The 18,935-nt window shown below is 63.2% G+C and carries 21 protein-coding genes; 11 read left to right on the top strand and 10 right to left on the bottom strand.

Features of this window, described 5'->3' with window-relative positions; all coding sequences use genetic code 11:
* Positions 1-26 precede the first annotated feature (26 nt).
* The gene (locus ISP15_RS08490) at positions 27-191 is read right to left on the bottom strand and encodes a hypothetical protein (protein ID WP_404546829.1); all 165 of its coding nucleotides are present in this window, start codon (positions 189-191) and stop codon (positions 27-29) included.
* Between the two features lie 175 nt (positions 192-366).
* Positions 367-1,701, bottom strand: a complete 1,335-nt coding sequence (locus ISP15_RS08485; RefSeq protein WP_404546828.1) for a hypothetical protein — start codon at positions 1,699-1,701, stop codon at positions 367-369.
* Between the two features lie 111 nt (positions 1,702-1,812).
* On the opposite strand from ISP15_RS08485, the gene ISP15_RS08480 reads away from it, so the two are divergent.
* From ISP15_RS08480 to ISP15_RS08465, 4 genes are all read left to right on the top strand, one after another.
* Positions 1,813-3,072 carry an NAD(P)/FAD-dependent oxidoreductase gene (locus ISP15_RS08480; protein WP_404546827.1) on the top strand — a complete coding sequence of 420 codons (1,260 nt, stop codon included), beginning with the start codon at positions 1,813-1,815 and terminating at the stop codon, positions 3,070-3,072.
* Between the two features lie 24 nt (positions 3,073-3,096).
* Positions 3,097-4,443 carry a glutathione-disulfide reductase gene (gene gorA / locus ISP15_RS08475; protein ID WP_404546826.1) on the top strand — a complete coding sequence of 449 codons (1,347 nt, stop codon included), beginning with the start codon at positions 3,097-3,099 and terminating at the stop codon, positions 4,441-4,443.
* A 24-nt stretch (positions 4,444-4,467) separates the two neighbouring features.
* Complete coding sequence (hutG, locus tag ISP15_RS08470) at positions 4,468-5,247, top strand: N-formylglutamate deformylase (protein ID WP_404546825.1); 780 nt, start codon at positions 4,468-4,470, stop codon at positions 5,245-5,247.
* Between the two features lie 190 nt (positions 5,248-5,437).
* Entirely contained in the window at positions 5,438-5,662 is a 225-nt protein-coding gene (locus ISP15_RS08465; RefSeq protein WP_404546824.1) for a hypothetical protein, read from the top strand.
* 64 nt (positions 5,663-5,726) lie between these two features.
* Here the strand turns inward: ISP15_RS08465 and ISP15_RS08460 are convergent, their stop codons facing one another.
* From ISP15_RS08460 to asnS, 7 genes are all read right to left on the bottom strand, one after another.
* Positions 5,727-6,155 (bottom strand): RidA family protein, encoded by a 429-nt coding sequence (locus ISP15_RS08460; protein WP_404546823.1) that lies wholly within the window; start codon positions 6,153-6,155, stop codon positions 5,727-5,729.
* On the bottom strand, positions 6,152-6,820 hold the full coding sequence (gene can, locus ISP15_RS08455) for a carbonate dehydratase (RefSeq protein ID WP_404546822.1): 669 nt from the start codon (positions 6,818-6,820) through the stop codon (positions 6,152-6,154). Before can ends, ISP15_RS08460 begins: the two co-directional genes overlap by 4 nt.
* An 84-nt stretch (positions 6,821-6,904) precedes the next feature.
* Positions 6,905-8,371: an aldehyde dehydrogenase gene (locus tag ISP15_RS08450; RefSeq protein ID WP_404546821.1), complete on the bottom strand. Its 1,467-nt coding sequence runs from the start codon at positions 8,369-8,371 to the stop codon at positions 6,905-6,907.
* Between the two features lie 129 nt (positions 8,372-8,500).
* Positions 8,501-9,292: an SDR family oxidoreductase gene (locus ISP15_RS08445; protein ID WP_404546820.1), complete on the bottom strand. Its 792-nt coding sequence runs from the start codon at positions 9,290-9,292 to the stop codon at positions 8,501-8,503.
* Positions 9,293-9,343: 51 nt separating this feature from the next.
* Positions 9,344-9,670: a hypothetical protein gene (locus ISP15_RS08440; protein WP_404546819.1), complete on the bottom strand. Its 327-nt coding sequence runs from the start codon at positions 9,668-9,670 to the stop codon at positions 9,344-9,346.
* Positions 9,667-10,458 (bottom strand): hypothetical protein, encoded by a 792-nt coding sequence (locus ISP15_RS08435; RefSeq protein WP_404546818.1) that lies wholly within the window; start codon positions 10,456-10,458, stop codon positions 9,667-9,669. The genes ISP15_RS08440 and ISP15_RS08435 overlap by 4 nt, the downstream gene beginning before the upstream one ends.
* A 12-nt stretch (positions 10,459-10,470) precedes the next feature.
* Positions 10,471-11,871 (bottom strand): asparagine--tRNA ligase, encoded by a 1,401-nt coding sequence (gene asnS / locus ISP15_RS08430; protein ID WP_404546817.1) that lies wholly within the window; start codon positions 11,869-11,871, stop codon positions 10,471-10,473.
* 111 nt (positions 11,872-11,982) lie between these two features.
* On the opposite strand from asnS, the gene ISP15_RS08425 reads away from it, so the two are divergent.
* The 7 genes from ISP15_RS08425 (at position 11,983) to radA (ending at position 18,085) form a co-directional block, all read left to right on the top strand.
* Positions 11,983-12,309 (top strand): HesB/IscA family protein, encoded by a 327-nt coding sequence (locus tag ISP15_RS08425; protein WP_404546816.1) that lies wholly within the window; start codon positions 11,983-11,985, stop codon positions 12,307-12,309.
* Between the two features lie 182 nt (positions 12,310-12,491).
* Positions 12,492-12,920 (top strand): 30S ribosomal protein S6, encoded by a 429-nt coding sequence (gene rpsF, locus ISP15_RS08420; RefSeq protein WP_404546815.1) that lies wholly within the window; start codon positions 12,492-12,494, stop codon positions 12,918-12,920.
* Positions 12,921-12,936: 16 nt separating this feature from the next.
* The gene (rpsR, locus tag ISP15_RS08415; RefSeq protein ID WP_074552179.1) at positions 12,937-13,167 is read left to right on the top strand and encodes a 30S ribosomal protein S18; all 231 of its coding nucleotides are present in this window, start codon (positions 12,937-12,939) and stop codon (positions 13,165-13,167) included.
* A gap of 216 nt (positions 13,168-13,383) precedes the next feature.
* Positions 13,384-13,833 carry a 50S ribosomal protein L9 gene (gene rplI, locus ISP15_RS08410; RefSeq protein WP_404546814.1) on the top strand — a complete coding sequence of 150 codons (450 nt, stop codon included), beginning with the start codon at positions 13,384-13,386 and terminating at the stop codon, positions 13,831-13,833.
* A gap of 198 nt (positions 13,834-14,031) precedes the next feature.
* On the top strand, positions 14,032-15,423 hold the full coding sequence (locus ISP15_RS08405) for a replicative DNA helicase (protein WP_404546813.1): 1,392 nt from the start codon (positions 14,032-14,034) through the stop codon (positions 15,421-15,423).
* Between the two features lie 123 nt (positions 15,424-15,546).
* Positions 15,547-16,635: an alanine racemase gene (alr, locus tag ISP15_RS08400; RefSeq protein WP_404546812.1), complete on the top strand. Its 1,089-nt coding sequence runs from the start codon at positions 15,547-15,549 to the stop codon at positions 16,633-16,635.
* A 70-nt stretch (positions 16,636-16,705) separates the two neighbouring features.
* Positions 16,706-18,085: a DNA repair protein RadA gene (radA, locus tag ISP15_RS08395; RefSeq protein ID WP_404546811.1), complete on the top strand. Its 1,380-nt coding sequence runs from the start codon at positions 16,706-16,708 to the stop codon at positions 18,083-18,085.
* A gap of 6 nt (positions 18,086-18,091) precedes the next feature.
* Here the strand turns inward: radA and ISP15_RS08390 are convergent, their stop codons facing one another.
* Positions 18,092-18,901, bottom strand: a complete 810-nt coding sequence (locus ISP15_RS08390) for a cytochrome C assembly family protein (protein ID WP_404546810.1) — start codon at positions 18,899-18,901, stop codon at positions 18,092-18,094.
* Between the last annotated feature and the right edge of the window lie 34 nt (positions 18,902-18,935).

Genomic DNA, 18,935 nt, shown 5'->3' with positions numbered 1-18,935 from the left:
AGATCCGCAGCAGCATCGCGTCCATGTCAGCGATCCTTCGGTTCGGTAGCCTCGGTCAGCTTGCGCAGTTCGGACCTGTCTTTCGCGGACAATTTTCGTGCCGGCTGAAATGCGCCAGCAAAGGCGCGGTACAGCCGCGAAGACGCGATGGTTTTCTCGTGCCAGTCGCTGCCCGCTTGTACTGCGGCCACGATCTGCTCGGACCTGAGCGGCGCTTGCTGTCACCGGGCTTCCATGACACGGCTTCCGGCTTTGCCGATGAGCGCGCTGCTGGGGACACAAGCGATTCCTTTGGATTACAGGTGTAGTTCGAAGGGAAATTACACCTGTAACTTGAAATCTACAGGCGGCCAGCGGCCGGGACACTCAGTGCGCAGGAACCTCGATAAGCCGCTGGGACAAGGTTTCGCCGGCGGTATTCCATGCGCGCAGCCGATAGCGGCCAGGAAAAAGATAGAGCTCGTTGTGCGAGCGATGATGGAGAAACGTATAGCGATCGGCGGGAACGGCCGCGTCCGGCTCGCCGGCATAATAAGCATCGACTACGCACGGTACTTGCCCGAGGCAAAGATCGGTATCGATGCGAAAAGGCAGGCGCTTGCCCTGCAGACTCAGCCACGCCGGCCGTTCGTCGAGGTCGAATGGCATCATGCGTCGCATGACTACTTCGCCGTGCAGCACATCCACCTGCATGACTCCGGTGGTGTCGAGGTCGCGCTCCGCGGCAGGAGGCAGGATGACGGTGACATCATGGCGCACCGGATCGGAATTCCACACCGCACCGCTGCCACGCTCGCGCAGCACGATCGGTGCCTGCGGCAGGTAAGCCAGGGCCACCTGGCTATAAAAGCCGAAATCGATGCCGCCCACCGCCACGTCCCGGAATTGCACCTGATCGATGCATAGCGGGTCGTAGCCCGTCAGGCGCTTGAGTTGCATGGCCATCGGCTGGGCGCCATCGCCCAGGTTGCCCGGCGCCTTGTCGATATGGGAATAACCGGCATGCACGAACAGCCTGGCCTGTGGATCCTTGGCGAATACCTTGGCGTAGAGCGCCTGCGCCTGGGCCTGGTCGCGATCCTCAGGCGCTGCCGTAGCCGAGTCGTAAGGCACGATGGTGTAGCCCAGACGGATGGCCTGACGCACGATGTCGCCGTAAAGCGGCTCGAGCAGGTACTCGCTGCCAGACTGGTCGGTGGCGTAGCCGCGGCGCGTCAGGTCAGGATCCTTGTCGCCCAATGCTTCGGCGGCGAAGTAGCGAAAGCCTAGCGCACGCAGGCGCGGCAGCAGCGCCAGGGTGAGTTCGCGGGTATGCGCATCGTGGTGGGCCTCGTTGACCATCACGATATGCCGCTGGGCAGCGAGTTCGGCCACCACCTCGGCGGCGTCGACGCTGCGCCAATGCTCGTCACGCGGTAGCGCCATCGAGCGCGGCGGCGCAATGCGATTGTCGAAGGGAAAGGCCATGAGGGCTTCGTCGTACAAGCCCAGTTCGCTATCCACAGTGGCGAGCAACTGTTGCGCGAGCGTTTTGCTGTCGCCCTCGAGCTGAGGCATCACCGATGTGAGGTAGGCGTAGCGGGCCAGGCCGTTCGGCGCGCTGCCGAAGCGGGCCAGCAGCACGCGGACGGACGGCGCGGGCGGTTGCGCGCCCGCGCCGGTCGAGGCCAGCAGCACGGTAGTGCAAAACAGCCACGTCACGATCGTTATCCGCATACGCACCGGCTCGGGGAAAGGTTGCGCGTCGCCAGCGTGCGACGACCTAAGGGTGCGCGCAAGTACCAATTGGAGCGAGATCGTTACAATGGGCCGATGGATGCTTCCCGCAGTGATGTCCTGATCCTTGGTGGTGGTGTCGTGGGCCTGTCCTGTGCATGGTTTCTGCTGCAGGGCGGCGCCAGTGTGCGCGTGCTGGAGCAGGGCACGCCCGGATGCGGCAGTTCGCATGGCAATTGCGGCACGATCACGCCCAGCCACGCGGCCCCCCTGGCGATGCCGGGCATGGTCGGTGTTGCCTTGCGTTCGATGCTGCGGGCCGACGCGCCGTTCTATCTCAACCCCCGTTTCGACGTCCCGCGCCTGCGTTGGCTGCTGGGTTTCGCGCGCCATTGCAATTGGCGCGATTTCCATCGCGCGGCGCAGGCGCGGGCCGCGATCCTGCAGCGGTCGCGCCATGTGCTTGCCGCATTGATCCGCAGCGAGGGCCTGGATTGCGAATTCGTCGAGGCCGGCTTGCTGTACGTTTATCGCAGCGCCGCAGCGATGGCGGCGGACGAACGTCACCATGCGGAGCTGCTCGATCGGCTCGGTATCCCGGTGCAGCGCCTGCGTGCGGACGAGGTGCAGGCGATGGAACCCGCGCTCAGGCCGGGTGTGCAGGGAGGGCTATTTCATCCCGAGGATGCGCGCCTGCGTCCAGACCGCTATGTGGCTGAACTCGCCCGTCTGGTGCGCGAACGCGGTGGTGTGATCGAGAGCGGGGCGAAGGTCGGGCGATTTGAAACCGAAGGCCAGCGCATTACCGGCGTGACCACCTCCGGGGGCCGGTTTGCCGGCGACCGCGTAGTGCTGGCGCTGGGTGCATGGTCGCCCTTGCTTGGACGGCAATTGGGGCTGCGCATGCCCATGCAGCCGGGTAAAGGTTATTCGCTTACTTACTCGCGTCCGACGCTCGTGCCGCGACATGCAATGGTGCTGCGAGAAGCGGCCGTGTGCGTCACCACCTGGGAGAGTGGATTCCGGCTGGGCAGCACCATGGAATTTTCCGGTTATGCCGAAGGACTCAACCGCAAGCGGCTGGACGCGCTGCGCCGGGGGGCGGCAGAAGGCTTGCACGCGCCGGAAGGCCCGCAATTGCAGGAAGAATGGTGGGGATGGCGCCCCATGAGCATGGATGAGGTACCGATCATCGGTCCGAGCGCGCGCTGGTCGAACCTGCACCTGGCGACCGCGCACGGCATGCTTGGCGTCAGCATGTCCGCAGCGACCGGCGAATTGATCGCCGCACAATGCAACGGCACTCCGCCGCCATTCGACGCGGCGCCTTACGCGCCGGCGCGTTTCGGCCTGTAGCCAACGACGCAAAGGGACAAAGCAATGAGCGAACGCTTCGATATGATCGTGCTGGGAGCGGGTTCCGGCGGATTGACCGTTGCTCAGCGCGCCTCGCGGCTAGGCGCGCGGGTGGCGCTGTTCGATCCGGATGTGCTCGGCGGTACCTGCGTGAATCGCGGGTGCGTGCCGAAGAAGGCGATGTGGTTCGCCGCTCATATCGCGGACATGCACCGGCTGGCGGCCGACATCGGTTTCCAGACATCGCCCATGGCGCTGGACTGGGCTCGCTTTCGCACGTTGCGCGATCAGTACATCGCCGGTATCCGCCACCGCTATGCCATGCGCCTGGAGGCGGCGGATATCCATGTTGTCGAGCAGGCGGCGCGCCTGGTCCGTGCCGATACCGTGGCGACGGAAAGCGGCCTGCAGGCGTGCGCGCCACATATCGTGATCGCTACCGGGTCGCGCCCGCGGCAGCTGGAGTTGCCGGGCTTCGAGCTGGGCATGCTGTCGGACGATATCTTTGCGCTCGACGCGCCCCCGCAGCGCCTTGCCATCGTGGGCGGTGGCTATATAGGCGTGGAATTTGCCTGCCTCATGCGTGGACTGGGTTGCGAGGTGGATCTGCTGGTGCGCGAAAGTCTGTTGACCGATTTCGATCTCGAGCTGGTCGAGGCGTTGGCGGTGCAAATGCTGGCGCACGGGATTCGTATTATGCGCAACACCCAGATCACCGCCGCGCGCGGCCAGCCCGGCAAGGTCACCCTGGAAGCGACCGATGGCGCCGAGTACGGCATTTACGATGCCGTGCTCTGGGCGACGGGCCGCGTGCCGAACAGCGGCGGCATAGGGTTGGAGGAACTCGGCGTGGAGCGCGATGGGCATGGGCACGTGCTCGTCGATGCGTTCCAGAACACCAACGTCGCAGGCCTCTATGCCGTGGGCGATGTGACCGACCGCAAGGCCTTGACGCCGGTTGCGGTCGCGGCAGGGCGAGCCCTGGCCGATCGCCTGATCGGCGGTCACGCCGACGCAAAATTCGACGACAGTGTCATTCCAAGCGTGGTTTTTTCCGAGCCGCCGCTGGGCGCGGTCGGCCTCACCGAACAGCAGGCGCACGCCCGCTATGGCGATGCGGTCAGCGTGCATACGGGACGCTACACGCCACTGCTATGGATGGTGGCCGGCCGTTCGGAACAAAGCGTGGTCAAGCTCGTCTGTATCGGCGACGAACGCAAGGTGGTCGGCATCCACGTGCTCGGGCCGGGCAGTGACGAGTTGCTGCAAGGTTTTGCGCTGGCGCTGCAGAAAGGATTGAACTGGAGCGACCTGAAGGCGGCGATCGCGATCCATCCCACTGCGGCCGAGGAGCTGTTGTTGCTGCATTGAGCGCGAACCGGTCAAACTCCAGCCATGGAGACTTTTACCCTCACGCACGGCAGCGTTCCGCTGCTGATCAGCCTGCCGCACGACGGCAGTCATATTCCTGACGAGTTGGCCCGGCGCCTGCATCCTCATGCGCGGCGTTCGCCCGATACCGACTGGCACGTCGCCAAGTTATACGAGCCCTTGGCCAGGGAGCTGGGCGCCAGTGTACTGAAGCCGGTGGCATCGCGCTACGTGATCGACCTCAACCGTCCCGCGGATGGTCATGCGCTGTATCCCGGGCGCCGCGAAACTGGCTTGGTTCCTACCATCGCTTTCAATGGCGAGCCGCTCTACCTGGAGGGGCGCGAACCCGGTGCCGAGGAAATCCGTGAGCGCGTCGACACCTGGTGGCGTCCTTACCACCAGGCCCTGGCCGGGGAAATCGCTCGCCTGAAAGAAATGCATGGAAAAGTCGTGCTGTGGGAGGGCCATTCGATCCGCAGCAAGGTGCCTATGCTGTTCGAGGGGCGTTTGCCGGACTTCAACCTGGGTACCGCCGATGGGGCCAGTTGCGGGGCGAACCTGCAATGGGCGCTTACCAACATCATGGAAGCGCAGTCCCGCTACGACTTCGTTCTGAATGGCCGCTTCAAGGGCGGCTACATCACCCGGCACTATGGCCGACCGCAGGAAGGCGTGCAGGCGGTGCAACTGGAATTGGCCCAGTGCCAATACATGGATGAGGAAAGCTTTGCCTGGGATGTTGCCAAGGCGCCGATAGTACAGGCCACCATCCGGCAACTCCTGCGGGAATGCCTGACATAAGCCATCCGATAGAGGCGATCCAGAAGGGAGATTCCGACTGCTTGTTTAATTCGCTACCGTTTGGCTGCACTTTCTCTCCGCCGTTCAGTTCCGGTATGCCAAAGTCGATGCATTGTTGATGCCGTCACGCCGCCCGCGTTTGCCGGGTTCCGGCCGGGTCCGTGGCAACCAAATCTCGAGGCTCATGATCATGATGCGTAAACTTGCGATCGCTTCCCTGCTCGTGGCGGGCGTGGCTCTTTCCGGCTCGGTGCTGGCGCAGGACCAGCCGGCCGCGCCGGCCGCTGCGTCGGGTTCGTCGACCGCCACCAAGCACACCCACCATAAGTCGTCGTCCACCAGCACCAAGTCGCACAAGTCGAAGAAGGCGAGCACTGCGCCGGCCTCCGGCAGCCCGGCGGACGGCGGCAAGTAATCGTTCCAGTTCTGGGTATGACGAAAACCCCGGCCGGCTTCCGCCGCCGGGGTTTTTTTTTATGTCAGTTCGCGAATGCAGGAAGCGACGCGATGCACTTGAGCTCGATGGCGATCGGCGTCGGCAATGCGGTAATGCCCAGCGTCGTGCGGCAGGCCTCGACGCCCAGGAAATATTCGGCGTAGAGGCGATTGTAAGTGGCGAAATCGCGCGCCATGTCGGTCAGGAACACGGTAACGTCGACCAACTGTTCCCAGCGTGCGCCACTGGCTTCCAGCACGGCGCGCACATTTGCGAAGACCTGCCGGCATTGCTGCTCGATGTCATAGTCGATCAGCCGTCCCTGCGCATCGTAGACATTCCCGGGAATGGTGTTGCTGCCGGGTTGGCGCGGACCGACGCCGGAAAGGAACAGCAGGTCGCCCACGCGGCGCGCATGCGGATACGCGCCCACCGGCGCTGGCGCGCTATCGGTGCGGACGACATCGCTCACCGCAATTCTCCGGCATGGCGCATCAGCAACTGCAAGGCCTGCTCGTAACCCGGCCGCAACGATTCACGCGAATTCACATGCATGCCCAGATCATGCATGTGGCCGTTGGAAAGGCTGTAGCACCACGCATGCACGGACAGCGGCTGCCCGCGCTCCCAGGCTTCCATCACGATCGTGGTCTGGCAGACATTCACCACTTGCTCGATGGCGTTGAGTTCACACAGGCGCATGTTGCGCAATGACATCGAGTCCAGCGAGGAAAGTGCATCCGTGTGTTTTTGCGCCACGTCGCCAACATGACGCAGCCAATTGTCCACGAGGCCGAGCCGGCGTTCGTCCAGCACCGCCTGCACGCCGCCGCAACCGTAATGGCCGACGACGATGATGTGTTCCACCTTCAACGCATCGACCGCGAACTGAATGGTGCTGAGGCAGTTGAGGTCGGTATGCGAAACCACGTTGGCGACATTACGTTGCACGAAGATCTCGCCGGGCGGAAGATCAACGATCTGGGTGGCCGGCACGCGCGAGTCGGAGCAGCCGATCCACAGGTATTTCGGCGATTGCTGCTTGGCCAGGCGTTCAAAGAATTGCGGATCGGCCTGCGTCATCGTGGCCGACCAGCGACGGTTGCTGTCGATCAGGTCTTGCAGCGGGCTGCTCAAGGGACTCTCCTGTAAGCTGAAGCGGAAAAGGACGGCCAGGGAATGAGGGGCGTACAAGAGAACGCGCGGCCTTCGCGCATATTTTTACGTTCCACCATTCCCATACCGGATACAGACGTTGCGCGGCTCGGTGAAGAAACGCAGTGCCTCGGTGCCGCCTTCCCGACCGACACCGGATTGCTTGCTGCCACCGAACGGCGTGCGCAGATCGCGCAACAGCCAGCAGTTGATCCACACGATGCCGAAATCCAGCTCGGCAGCCATGCGATGCGCGCGCGACAGGTCGCCTGTCCACAACGACGCGGCCAGTCCGTAGCGGGTGCCATTGGCGATGGCGATCGCTTCGGCGTCATCGTCAAACGGAATGAGCGTGACGACAGGGCCGAAAATTTCCTGCTGGTTCGTGGCGGCGTCGTTGGGCAATCCATCGATCACCGTGGGCGCGATGAACCAGCCGTCGGCGCAGCGGCCATCCGGCGATAAGGCATGGCCGCCGGCAAGAACCTGTCCGCCTTCGTCACGCGCCTGCGCAATGCAGCGCATCACCTTGTCGAAATGTTCGCGGGAAACCAGTGCGCCCAGATCGCTCGACGGTTCTTGCGGATCGCCGACGCGCAAAGCCTTTACACGTGCCAGGTAGCGTTCGCGAAAGCTGTCGTAGATGGACCGCTGCACCAGCAGGCGCGAACCGCACAGGCAGATCTCCCCCTGGTTGGCGAAACCCGAGCGCACGATGGTGTCGAGATTTTCGTCGCATAGATCGGCGTCGGCGAACACGATGGCCGGATTCTTGCCGCCCAATTCAAGCGACACTTTCTTGAATTGCGGGGCCACCGTGGCGGCGATGCTGGCACCCGTGCGCGTGCTGCCGGTGAAGGACACGGCCTTGATTCCCGGATGCTCAACGATGGCCTGGCCGGTAATGGGGCCGCGTCCATGCACGATATTGAGCACGCCCGCCGGGAAGCCTGCTTCGATGCTCAGTTCACCGAGCAGTGCAGCGGTGCAGGGCGTGATTTCGGAAGGTTTCGCCACCACGGTGTTACCGCTGGCCAGCGCCGGTGCGATCTTCCAGGTGAACAGATACAGCGGGAGATTCCACGGGCTGATGCAGCCCACCACGCCGAGCGGGCGGCGCAGCGTGTAATTGATGGCGCCGCTTTCCATCGCGTGCGATTCGCTGTCCCACGCCATCACCGCCGCCGCAAAGAAACGGAGGTTGGACACGGCGCGTGGAATATCCAGGCGCCTGGCCAGCGCGACGGGTTTGCCGCTGTCGCGCGATTCGAGCGCGGCGAATTCGTCGAGCCTTCCTTCGATCAGATCGGCAAGTCGGTGCAGAAGACGCGCACGCTCTTCGGCCGGCGTGGCCGCCCATCCGGGCGCCGCTTTCTGCGCCGCCTGGACGGCGGTATCGACGTCGGCGGCGTTGGAATCGGGGCATTGCGCGAAGACCGCGCCGGTTGCCGGTTCGTGGATCTCCAGCCAGCGGGAGTCCAGCGGCGCCTGCAGGCGACCGTCAACGAGATTGGCGAGGCGTGTGCTTGGCATCTGTAGAAGCTTAGAACCAGTTCGCGTGGAATGCACCGCACGCTTGCGTATGCAGGAAGTGCAGTGCCGTAACAATCAGAACGAGGAGCGGGCCGCCTTCGCCGTGGCCGGGCAGCGGACTTCGTGGCGTTAGCTCAGCGCCTTCGTCCGGCCCCCGTCCACTGCGATGCTCACGCCGTTGACGTAGGCCGCGGCCGGCGTGCACAGGAAGGCAATCATCGCGGCCACTTCGCCGGGCTCGCCGAAGCGGCGAGCGGGCACGGCAGCGGCCATTTCCTGCGCCAGTTCCTGCTCGCTGCGTCCGCTTTTCTGCGACTGGGCGGCCAGCAGGCCATCCAGGCGGGCGGTGCGGGTGTAACCGGGTAGTACATTGTTGACAGTGATGCCGTCGGCAGCCAGTTCGCCTGCCAGAGTCTTGGCCCACGCGGCGACTGCGGCGCGGATGGTGTTGGATACGCCGAGGCCAGGAATCGGTTCCTTGACCGAGGTGGAAATGACATTTACCAGCCGCCCGTAGCCACTGTCGCGCATGCCCGGCAATACGGCCTGGAGCAGCACCTGTCCGGCCAGCACATGCTGGCGGAAGGTATTTTCGAAGGCGGCGGGTTCGGCGCTATGGGCAGGGCCTCCCGGCGGTCCGCCGGTGTTGTTGATCAGGATATGCACCGGATACGCGGTCACGATGTCGGCGGCCAACGACTGGAGCGCATGCGTGTCCTGCATGTCCACGCTGCGCCATGTGTGGCGCTGCGCCGGATGCTTGCGTGGCAGGGAGTCGGCGAGCGTGGCAAGTACGTCCGACGAACGCGCCAGCACGGTGACATCCGCGCCCAGCTCGGCGAGTTCGAGCGCCGTGGCACGGCCAATGCCTTGGGATGCGCCGCATACCAGGGCGTGACGTCCGCTCAGGTCCAAGTCCATGAGATCTCTCCTCGAAATGCGGTGGTGAGCGGGCGAACCGGTCGGTATTTCTCAGGAGCGGCTGTGCCACTGCAGTGCCAATGCCCCGATCCAGCAACTCCACGCCAGCCATTGACTGTAGCGCCAGATGCGCCACAGGCGGGTGATCGCTGCGTCGTCGATGGCGGCGATGGCCGGCGAGCGCAGCACATGCTGCATGCGCAACCACAATTGCGGCCCATGCGCGGCGCGCGCACCGCCGGTATCCACGATGACCATCCAATGCTGCGGGTAGTCCTCGCGCAGATGCTTGGCAATCCGGAACGGCAGCACGGCATGGACGCTGAAGCAGACAAGACCGATCAACAGCAGGCCGATATAGATCACTAGCGGGATCAAAGATTGCTCCAGCTCAGGTGAGGCAGGTCCGTGCGCAGCGAATGCAGCACGCCGTCGCCTTGCGGCGCTTTGCCGCATACCGCTTTATTCACCGCTTCCGCGTAGGACCTGTCCATCAGGCCGACCCAGACCGTGCCATCCGGTCCGTGCGCGATCTTGTAGCTGCCGCCGGTGGTGACGGCGGCGGGCGTGCTGCTGCTATCTGTCGAGAACGTGCTGGCGGACTGCTCCCAGTACGTGTTGTTCGATTGCTGTTTGCCGGAGCTATATACCACCAGGTAGCGCGCGCGCTTGTCGGTGACTTCGACGCTGCCGAACGCGCCGCTGTCGCTGTTGGTCCAGCCCATGTATTCGCACAGTTTCACATCGCTCGAATCGATGGGCTGGAAAGCGTCATCGAGCTGTACCACGGTCGGGGCGAACAGATAACTCGAGCTCATCACCGAGCGCCCGACCAGTTCGGATTTCAGGCCGATCTTGTAAGGCAGCTTCACGTCGGCCGGCAGCACGAAACTCAGGAAATAGCTATGCACGCCGTTGATCGCCGCGACCGGCGTGCCGCTGCCCAATTCAAACTGCTGCGGTCGCCAGGGCAGTCGCGTCAGGTAGGAGAAGTCGGCAAAACTGGTGCAGCACGGCGTCGCCTGCTCCAGCGCTTTCTTGGCGTCGGCCAGGGTCCTGGGCGGCGGGCTTTGCGGCAGCAGGTTGGTGGGTAGCGGGAGCTTGACGCTATGACAAGCACCAAGCAGCAGGACAAAGGCAAGGAGAAATAGAAGTCTGAAACGCATGGGTCGCTTGGGTCAGAATTCGGCACTCCCTGCCGCACGTGGATAGGGGATGGCGTCGCGGATGTTCGACAAGCCGCAGACATATACCAGCAGGCGTTCGAAGCCGAGGCCGAAACCGGCATGGGGGACGGTGCCGTAACGACGCAGGTCACGGTACCAGCCATAGGTGGCAATATCGAGCCCGAACTTGGCCATGCGGCGGTCCAGGTAATCCAGGCGTTCCTCGCGCTGGGCGCCGCCGATGATTTCGCCGATGCCCGGCGCCAGCACGTCCATCGCGGCAACGGTTTTCTCGTCATCGTTCAGGCGCATGTAGAAGGCCTTGATCTGCTCGGGATAGTTCATCACCACCACCGGACGGCCGACATGCTTTTCGGCCAGGTAGCGCTCGTGCTCGGTTTGCAGGTCGACGCCCCAGGCTACCGGAAATTCGAAGTGGTGGCCGGATTGCTTGAGGATTTCGATGGCATCGGTGTAATCGATGCGCTCGAACGGCTGGGCGATGAAGTTTTCCAGGCGGGTGATCGCGTCCGGCAGCACGCGCTCGGCGAAGAACGCCATGTCGTCGGCGCGCTCGTCCAGCACGGCCTTGAAGATCGCCTTGAGGAAGGCCTCGGCGCAGTCGGCGTCCGCGGCGAGATCCGCGAACGCGATCTCCGGCTCCACCATCCAGAATTCAGCCAGGTGGCGCGGCGTGTTGGAATTTTCGGCACGGAAGGTGGGGCCGAAGGTGTAGACCTTGCTCATGGCCAAGGCATACGCCTCGACGTTGAGCTGGCCGGACACGGTAAGGAACGCTTCGCGGCCGAAGAAATCCTTGCGGAAATCGATCTTGCCCTGCTCGTCGCGCGGCAGGTTGGCGAGATCCAGCGTCGACAGGCGGAACATGTCGCCGGCGCCTTCGGCATCGGACGTGGTGATGATCGGCGTATTGATCCAAAAGAAGCCCTGCTCGGTGAGATGGCGGTGGATCGCCGTCATCATGGTGTGGCGCACGCGCGTCACGGCACCGAACAGATTGGTGCGCGGACGCAGGTGAGCCACCTCGCGCAGGAATTCCATCGAATGTTGCTTGGGCTGGATGGGATAGGTTTCCGGATCGTCGACCATCCCGGTAACGACCACGCTGTCCGCCTGGAGTTCGAACGCCTGGCCCTTGCCCTGCGAGGGCACCAGTGTGCCGGTGACGATCACCCCGGCGCCAGCGGTGAGATGCTTAACCTCGCTTTCATAGTTGTCCAGCGTGGCAGGCGCCACGGCCTGGATCGGATCGAAGCAGGAGCCGTCGCTGATATTCACGAATGACAGGCCGGCCTTGGAGTCGCGGCGGGTCCGCACCCAACCACGCACCGTCACCTTGCTGCCGGCCTCGAGCTTGCCGGAAAGGGCCTGTTTGACGCTGACCACCGCCATGGATTGAAACTCCTGAGAGAGCGCCCATCTGCTGATGAGCGTGAAGGCAAGCGCACATGATAATGTAGGCCTTGCTTGCACTGCGACATGCTGGAAGTTAGAAGTACCGATATGACGATCTCGATCACAACCTCCGCCAACCAGCGCATGCGCCAATTTCTTGCGCAGGCGCCTGCTGCTGCGGGCGTCCGCTTCGGCGTGAAGCGCACCGGCTGTTCGGGTTTCGCCTATGTCGTGGATCTGGCCGATGCCGTCAGCGCCGAGGACCAGACCTTCCAGATCGACGGTGTCCCGGTAATCGTGGATACCAAGAGCCTGCCATTGGTCGACGGCACGGTGATCGATTTCCAGCGGCAGGGGCTCAACGCGAGCTTCGTGTTCCACAATCCCAATGCCACGGGGGAGTGTGGTTGCGGAGAAAGCTTTACGGTCGGGTGATCCCGGCCCGCGCTGGCCGTTCCAGGCATCCTCAGTCAATTCAGCGACTTGCGCTGATCGGTTGATCCCGCTTACAATTCCGCTTCTGTCCGCACTAAAAAGGTGCGGGGCAGCCACTTGCCTCACCGCCATCGCGGGAGGCTGCGAGGCCCGCAAGGGTCGCATCCATAAGGAGTTTCCCAATGACCTTGCGTCATTACGAAGTTGTATTCCTGGTCCATCCGGACCAGAGCGAGCAGGTTCCGGCCATGATCGAGCGCTACAAGACGCTGATCACCGCCGACGGTGGCCAGATCCACCGCCTGGAAGATTGGGGCCGTCGCCAGCTGGCGTATCCGATCGTGAACCTGGCCAAGGCTCACTACGTCATGCTCAACATCGAAGTGAGCCAGAACGCGCTGAACGAACTGGAGTCGGGTTTCCGCTTCAACGATGCCGTGCTGCGCCACCTGGTGATCAAGCGCGACGAGGCCGACACCGAGCAATCCTTCATCCTCAAGAGCAAGGAAAAGGATGACGCCAAGTCTTCGCGCCGCCGTGACGACGATGCCGAAGGTGACGACCGCCGCGTTGGCCGCGCCGACAGCGACGACGCCGACCTCGAAGACTGATTAGGAGCCCTGACCCATGTCCAAGTTCTTCCGCCGCCGCAAGTTCTGCCGCTTTACGGCCGAAAACGTCAAAGAGATCGACTACAAGGATCTCAATACGCTGCGCCAGTACATCACTGAGAACGGCAAGATCGTTCCCAGCCGCATCACCGGTACCAAGGCTCGTTACCAGCGCCAGCTGGCCACGGCCATCAAGCGCGCACGTTTCCTGGCGCTGCTGCCGTACACCGACAACCACGACGTCTAAAAGCACGGCTTTTGCGTTCGGCTCCTCTCCCGCAACGGAGAGGGGCGAGTGAGGGGCCATGTTTGCTTGATGCGATGCATGTTTCGATTCGATTGCAGGCAAGCATGCCCTCACCCCGGCTCTTCCCCTTAGGGGGAGAGCAAGTAATCGTGACACTTCGGACAACCGTCCACGGCTGCGCCGGGCCACACCGGTGCTAACGAATCAGGAATCACCATGGAACTCATTCTTCTCGAAAAAGTGCGCAACCTCGGCAACCTCGGCGACAAGGTCAAGGTGAAGCCGGGCTACGGCCGCAACTACCTGCTGCCGCAGGGCAAGGCCGTGCGCGTGAATGCCGACAACCTCGCCGCATTCGAGGCCCGTCGCGCCGAATACGAAGCCAAGGCCAACAAGCTGTTCTCCGATGCCGAGGCGCGCAAGAACAAGCTGTCCGATGTGTCGGTCACCATCGCTGCCAACGCCAGTCCGGAAGGCAAGCTGTATGGTTCGGTCGGTCCGCGTGAAATCGCCGATGCGCTGCAGGCCGCCGGTCACGATATCCACAAGGGTGAAGTGATCCAGGGCGAAGGCCCGATTCGCCACATTGGCGAATTCGAAGTAGTGATCAGCCTGCACGCCGACGTGCAGGGTGCGATCAAGGTGGTCGTGGTCGGCGAGAAGTAAGCCGCCGCGCCATCGCGGAATGAAAGGCAGACGGGCGCCATGGGCGCCCGTTTGTTTTTTCGGTATTCCGACTTATCCCCAGATTTCCACAAGATTTCCACAGGTTATCGTCTCGTCCCTTGAGACGCCGCCGCGTATGCTCGCAGCTTGTGCCTGCCTACCTGGCGTTGCGCACCTTCCTTGCTGCAGGGAATGTCCATGTCCTTCGTGCCCGAACGCAAATCCTCCCATAGCGCCATCGAAGCCCTGCGCATACCGCCTCATTCCATTGACGCGGAACAGGCGGTGCTGGGCGGCTTGATGCTTGCCACCGACGCATTGGACAAAGTCGCCGACAAACTCGGCGAGCAGGACTTCTATCGCAAGGACCATCGCCTTATCTGGCGCGCCATCACGGAGCTCGCCAACAAGGGCATGCCTTGCGACGCCATCACGCTCGGCGATTGGTTCGAAGCCAATGGACTGGCCGAAATGGTCGGCGGCGCCAGTTATCTGGTCGAACTGGCGAACGCCACGCCGAGCGCCGCCAACATTGCCGCCTACGCGGAGATCGTGCGCGAGAAATCGGTATTGCGGCAGCTCATCGATGCAGGGACTGCGATCACCGAAGATGGCTACCGCCCCGAAGGCAAGACCGTGCACGAGGTGCTGGAAACCGCCGAACAGCGTGTATTCCACATCGCCGAATCCGGTGCGCGTGGCAAGAAGGACACGGTGTCGATGCGCGAAGCGGTGAAGGACGCCTTTCGCCTGCTGCACGAGCGCTACCAGAATCGCGGCCAGCTCACCGGTATCTCCACCGGGTTTACCGACCTGGACAATCTCACTTCCGGCCTGCAACCCTCGGACCTGATCATCGTCGCGGCCCGACCGTCCATGGGCAAGACCGCTTTTTCGCTCAATATCGCCGAAGCGGCGGCGCTGCGCGCCAAGAAGCCGGTGGTGGTGTTTTCGATGGAAATGTCCGCTTCGCAGCTGGCATTCCGCCTGATTTCCTCGGTCGGCCGCATTCACCAGCAACACCTGCGCAACGGCGACTTGGCCGAGGAAGACTGGCCGCGCGTCACCAACGCGATTGCACTGCTATCCGAAGCGAAGATTTTCATCGACGACACGCCGGGCCTGTCGCCCGTGGAGATGCGCTCGCGCTCGCGCCGCCTGGCGCGTGAGCACGGCGGCCTGGGCCTGATCGTGATCGACTACCTGCAATTGATGCAGGTGCCCGGCAACAAGGAAAACCGCGCCACCGAAATTTCGGAAATCTCGCGTTCGCTGAAGGGATTGGCCAAGGAACTCAACGTGCCGGTGATCGCCTTGTCGCAGCTGAACCGCTCGCTGGAACAGCGTGCCGACAAGCGGCCGATGATGTCGGACCTGCGCGAATCGGGCGCTATCGAGCAGGACGCCGACGTGATCATGTTCATCTACCGCGACGAGTACTACAACAAGGAATCGCCAGACAAAGGCCTGGCCGAGATCATCATCGGCAAGCAGCGTAATGGCCCCACCGATACGGTGAAGCTAACCTTCCTCGGTCATTACACGAAGTTCGAGAACTACAGTCCGGATACTTACACCGGGCATTTCTGAGCAAGTGGTGCCAGCGCTTTGCCATCTCGCCGCCCTGAACGGTCGGCGCATAGCGGCTACCCTATACGGGAGCAGGCATCGGCCAGAGCTCCTTTGCGCGCATTTTGCCTTTAAGCCAGGACCATGAGCCGCACTACCGTCGCCACTATCCATCTGGGCGCACTGCGCCACAATCTCGAGCGGATCATGCGGATGGCCGCGCCCGCCAAGGTCATGGCCGTGGTCAAGGCGGACGCTTACGGGCACGGGCTGGAACGGGTCGCGCGCGCGCTGGATGGCGCTGCCGACGCTTTTGCGGTGGCGTCCTTGGGCGATGGCCTTCGTTTGCGCGCGGCAGGACACCGGCAACGCATCGTGGTGCTATCCGGCCCGGACCAGGCTGGCGATATCGCGGAGATGCAACGGCTCGGGCTCGATGCCGCCATCCACCACGAAAGCCAGCTGCATTGGCTGTCCGAGGCGTCGCCCACGCGCGGGCGGCTGCGGGTATGGCTGAAGGTCGACAGTGGTATGCATCGGCTTGGCTTCGCGCCCGAGCGGACGGCGGCGGTGCATGCGCAGTTGGCGATGATGCCCGGCATCGATCCGGATATTGGCCTGATGACGCACTTTGCCGAGTCGGAAGTATTCGACGGCGAGCGCACGCGCGCGCAGATCGAGCGCTTCATTAACGCCACACGCGACTTGTCCGGGCCGCGCTCGCTGTCCAACTCGGCTGCGGTACTGGGTTGGCCCGAGGCACGTGGCGATTGGGTGCGTACCGGAGGGCTGCTTTACGGATTGTCCGTAGTGGAAGGAAAAAGCGGTGCCGATTTTGGTTTTCGCGCAGCCATGACCCTGTCCACCCGGCTGATTGCCATCAATACGATCAAGCGCGGCGAGCGCATCGGCTACAACGGCTTGTGGGAATGCCCCGAAGACATGCCGATTGGCGTTGCTGCGGTTGGCTATGGCGATGGTTATCCACGTAGCGCCGTGGCCGGTACGCCCGTGCTGGTCGGCAATCAATGCGTGCCGCTGGTCGGGCGCGTGTCGATGGACCTGATCACCTTGGACTTGCGCCATGCACCTGCGGCCAAGGTGGGCGATCGCGTGGTGCTGTGGGGACCGGGGCTGCCGGTGGAAAGCGTCGCCGCCCAGGCCGGCACGATCGGCTATGACCTGACCTGTGGCATGACCCGCCGCGTATTGTTCGTCGAGGACGAGCAATAGCGCATGCTGTCTCGCGGCTTGCGACCTATGCAGGCTAAGCTGCCTGCATTGAATCGATGCGTGTAATGCCATGGCCAAAGCGAAGACTGCCTACGTTTGCACCGATTGCGGTGCCGAGCACACCAAATGGCAAGGCCAGTGCATCGAATGCGAGGCGTGGAATACGCTGTCCGAATTCGTGGTGCAGCCGGCACAGAAATCCGTTGCTGCCGCACGGCAAGGTGGTTACGCGGGCGCCGCCAATGCGGTGCCGCGAATAACGCCGCTTACTGATGTGCTCGTAACAGCCGAGTCGCGCACGCTGACCGGCATTGGCGAACTGGATCGCGTGCTCGGCGGCGGGCTGGTGGATGGGTCGGTCGTGCTGATCGGTGGCGATCCCGGCATCGGCAAATCCACTTTGTTGTTACAGATGCTGGGCAAGCTCGGTGAAAAGCTTCCCAGTGTGTATGTCACCGGCGAGGAATCGCTGGCGCAGGTCGCGGCGCGGGCGCAGCGACTGGATTTGCCCCTGCAGCCGCTGCAGGCGCTGGCGGAAACAGGCGTCGAGCGCATCCTCGAACAGGCCGCCGCCACGCGCCCGCGCGTACTGGTGATCGATTCGATCCAGACCATCTGGACCGAACTGCTCACCGCAGCCCCCGGTTCGGTGAGCCAGGTGCGCGAGTCGGCTGCCAAGCTCACGCGATTCGCCAAGCAAACCGGCACATCGGTATTCCTCGTGGGCCATGTCACCAAGGAGGGTGGCATTGCCGGGCCGCGGGTGCTCGAGCACATGGTGGACGCGGTGCTGTATTTCGAAGGCGAGTCGGGCAGCCGGTTCCGGGTGCTGCGCGCGTTCAAGAATCGCTTTGGCGCGGTCAACGAATTGGGAGTCTTCGCCATGTCCGAAAAAGGATTGCGCGAAGTACCCAATCCTTCGGCGATTTTCCTTTCTGCGCATAGCGGGCCCACCTCCGGCAGCGCGGTGATGGTGACACGCGAGGGCACACGCCCGTTGTTGGTGGAGGTGCAGGCGCTGGTGGATCAATCCTCGCTGGGCAATCCGCGGCGCGTTGCGTTGGGCCTGGAGCAGAATCGCCTGGCGATGCTGCTGGCCGTGCTGCACCGCCATGGCGGCGTGGCGGCGTATGACCAGGATGTCTTCGTCAACGTGGTGGGTGGTATCCGCGTGCAGGAAACCGCGGCTGATCTGCCGGTACTGCTCGCCGTGCTTTCTTCGTTGCGCGATCGCCCGCTACCGGAGAAAACCATCGCCTTCGGCGAAGTTGGGCTTTCCGGCGAAATCCGTCCGGTCCCCAATGGCGATGAACGTTTGAAAGAGGCCTCCCACCACGGCTTTCAGCGCGCGATCGTACCGAAGGCCAATGCGCCGAAGAAGGGGCGGGTGGGCGAGATGGAAGTGATCGGCGTAGACCGGTTGGCACAGGCTATCGATGCCTGCCGCTAACTGCTTTCAGTCCACCGCGCGGTGCAGGATCAGCTCCAGCACGAACTTCGATCCAAAGAACGCCAATGCCAGCACGCCCATGCCGATCAGCGTGAGGTTCACGGCGCTGCGTCCGCGCCAGCCATACCGCCAGCGTCCGTAGAGCAGGGCGCCGAACACCAGCCAGGCAATAATCGATAGCACTGTCTTGTGCATCAGGTGCTGGCCGAACAGGTTGTCCACGAACAGCGTGCCGGTCAGCAAGGTCAGGGTGAGCAATACGAACCCCGCGCCGATCAGCCGGAACAACAATGATTCGGTAAGCGTCAACGGCGGCAATGCGCTTAGCCATGGACCCAGTTGGCGATGCCGCAGGGCCCGCTCCTGGATGGCTAGCAAGATCGCCATCGCGGCGGCGATCGAGAGCACGCTGAAAGCCAGCAGCGCTACCGTCACATGCAACTTGATATGCCAATCCATGGCTATCGGTGCGGTCGGCGGTGCCAGGAAAGCATCGACCCAGAGCAGCAGGGCGCTCAGCGGAAAGACGATGACGCCGAGTGCGGCCACGGGACGGGTGAGGTTGACCAGCAGCGTCAACGCCGATACGACGCACGCCACCAATGAAAGTGCCGCAAAGAAATGCAGGTCCAGGGCGCCGCGGTGCATCGCCAGCAGTTCGGCGGCATGGACAAGTACTGCCACGGTCGCAATCGCCAGGGCGGACCGTGCCAGCGCGCCCGAGGTCGTCGCGCCGGCGCCAAATAACGGCCGCGCCAGCAGGCCGCTGGCGAGCAGGTAGCAGACGATGGCGAAGATCGAAAGGGCAGGCAGCATGGCGTGCAAGTGTGGCACAGGGTGGTGCAAGCGT

Source organism: Dyella jejuensis (assembly GCF_044904675.1).
Lineage (GTDB): Bacteria > Pseudomonadota > Gammaproteobacteria > Xanthomonadales > Rhodanobacteraceae > Dyella_B > Dyella_B jejuensis.
This window is presented reverse-complemented; position numbering and strand designations above follow the sequence as displayed.

Bases quoted from the DNA above. Each gene is read 5' to 3' on its own strand.
- ISP15_RS08480 (WP_404546827.1), top strand. From the start codon at position 1,813: ATGGATGCTTCCCGCAGTGATGTCCTGATCCTTGGTGGTGGTGTCGTG.
- gorA (WP_404546826.1), top strand. From the start codon at position 3,097: ATGAGCGAACGCTTCGATATGATCGTGCTGGGAGCGGGTTCCGGCGGA.
- hutG (WP_404546825.1), top strand. From the start codon at position 4,468: ATGGAGACTTTTACCCTCACGCACGGCAGCGTTCCGCTGCTGATCAGC.
- ISP15_RS08465 (WP_404546824.1), top strand. From the start codon at position 5,438: ATGATGCGTAAACTTGCGATCGCTTCCCTGCTCGTGGCGGGCGTGGCT.
- ISP15_RS08450 (WP_404546821.1), bottom strand. From the start codon at position 8,371: ATGCCAAGCACACGCCTCGCCAATCTCGTTGACGGTCGCCTGCAGGCG.
- ISP15_RS08445 (WP_404546820.1), bottom strand. From the start codon at position 9,292: ATGGACTTGGACCTGAGCGGACGTCACGCCCTGGTATGCGGCGCATCC.
- ISP15_RS08435 (WP_404546818.1), bottom strand. From the start codon at position 10,458: ATGCGTTTCAGACTTCTATTTCTCCTTGCCTTTGTCCTGCTGCTTGGT.
- asnS (WP_404546817.1), bottom strand. From the start codon at position 11,871: ATGGCGGTGGTCAGCGTCAAACAGGCCCTTTCCGGCAAGCTCGAGGCC.
- ISP15_RS08425 (WP_404546816.1), top strand. From the start codon at position 11,983: ATGACGATCTCGATCACAACCTCCGCCAACCAGCGCATGCGCCAATTT.
- rpsF (WP_404546815.1), top strand. From the start codon at position 12,492: ATGACCTTGCGTCATTACGAAGTTGTATTCCTGGTCCATCCGGACCAG.
- rpsR (WP_074552179.1), top strand. From the start codon at position 12,937: ATGTCCAAGTTCTTCCGCCGCCGCAAGTTCTGCCGCTTTACGGCCGAA.
- rplI (WP_404546814.1), top strand. From the start codon at position 13,384: ATGGAACTCATTCTTCTCGAAAAAGTGCGCAACCTCGGCAACCTCGGC.
- ISP15_RS08405 (WP_404546813.1), top strand. From the start codon at position 14,032: ATGTCCTTCGTGCCCGAACGCAAATCCTCCCATAGCGCCATCGAAGCC.
- alr (WP_404546812.1), top strand. From the start codon at position 15,547: ATGAGCCGCACTACCGTCGCCACTATCCATCTGGGCGCACTGCGCCAC.
- radA (WP_404546811.1), top strand. From the start codon at position 16,706: ATGGCCAAAGCGAAGACTGCCTACGTTTGCACCGATTGCGGTGCCGAG.
- ISP15_RS08390 (WP_404546810.1), bottom strand. From the start codon at position 18,901: ATGCTGCCTGCCCTTTCGATCTTCGCCATCGTCTGCTACCTGCTCGCC.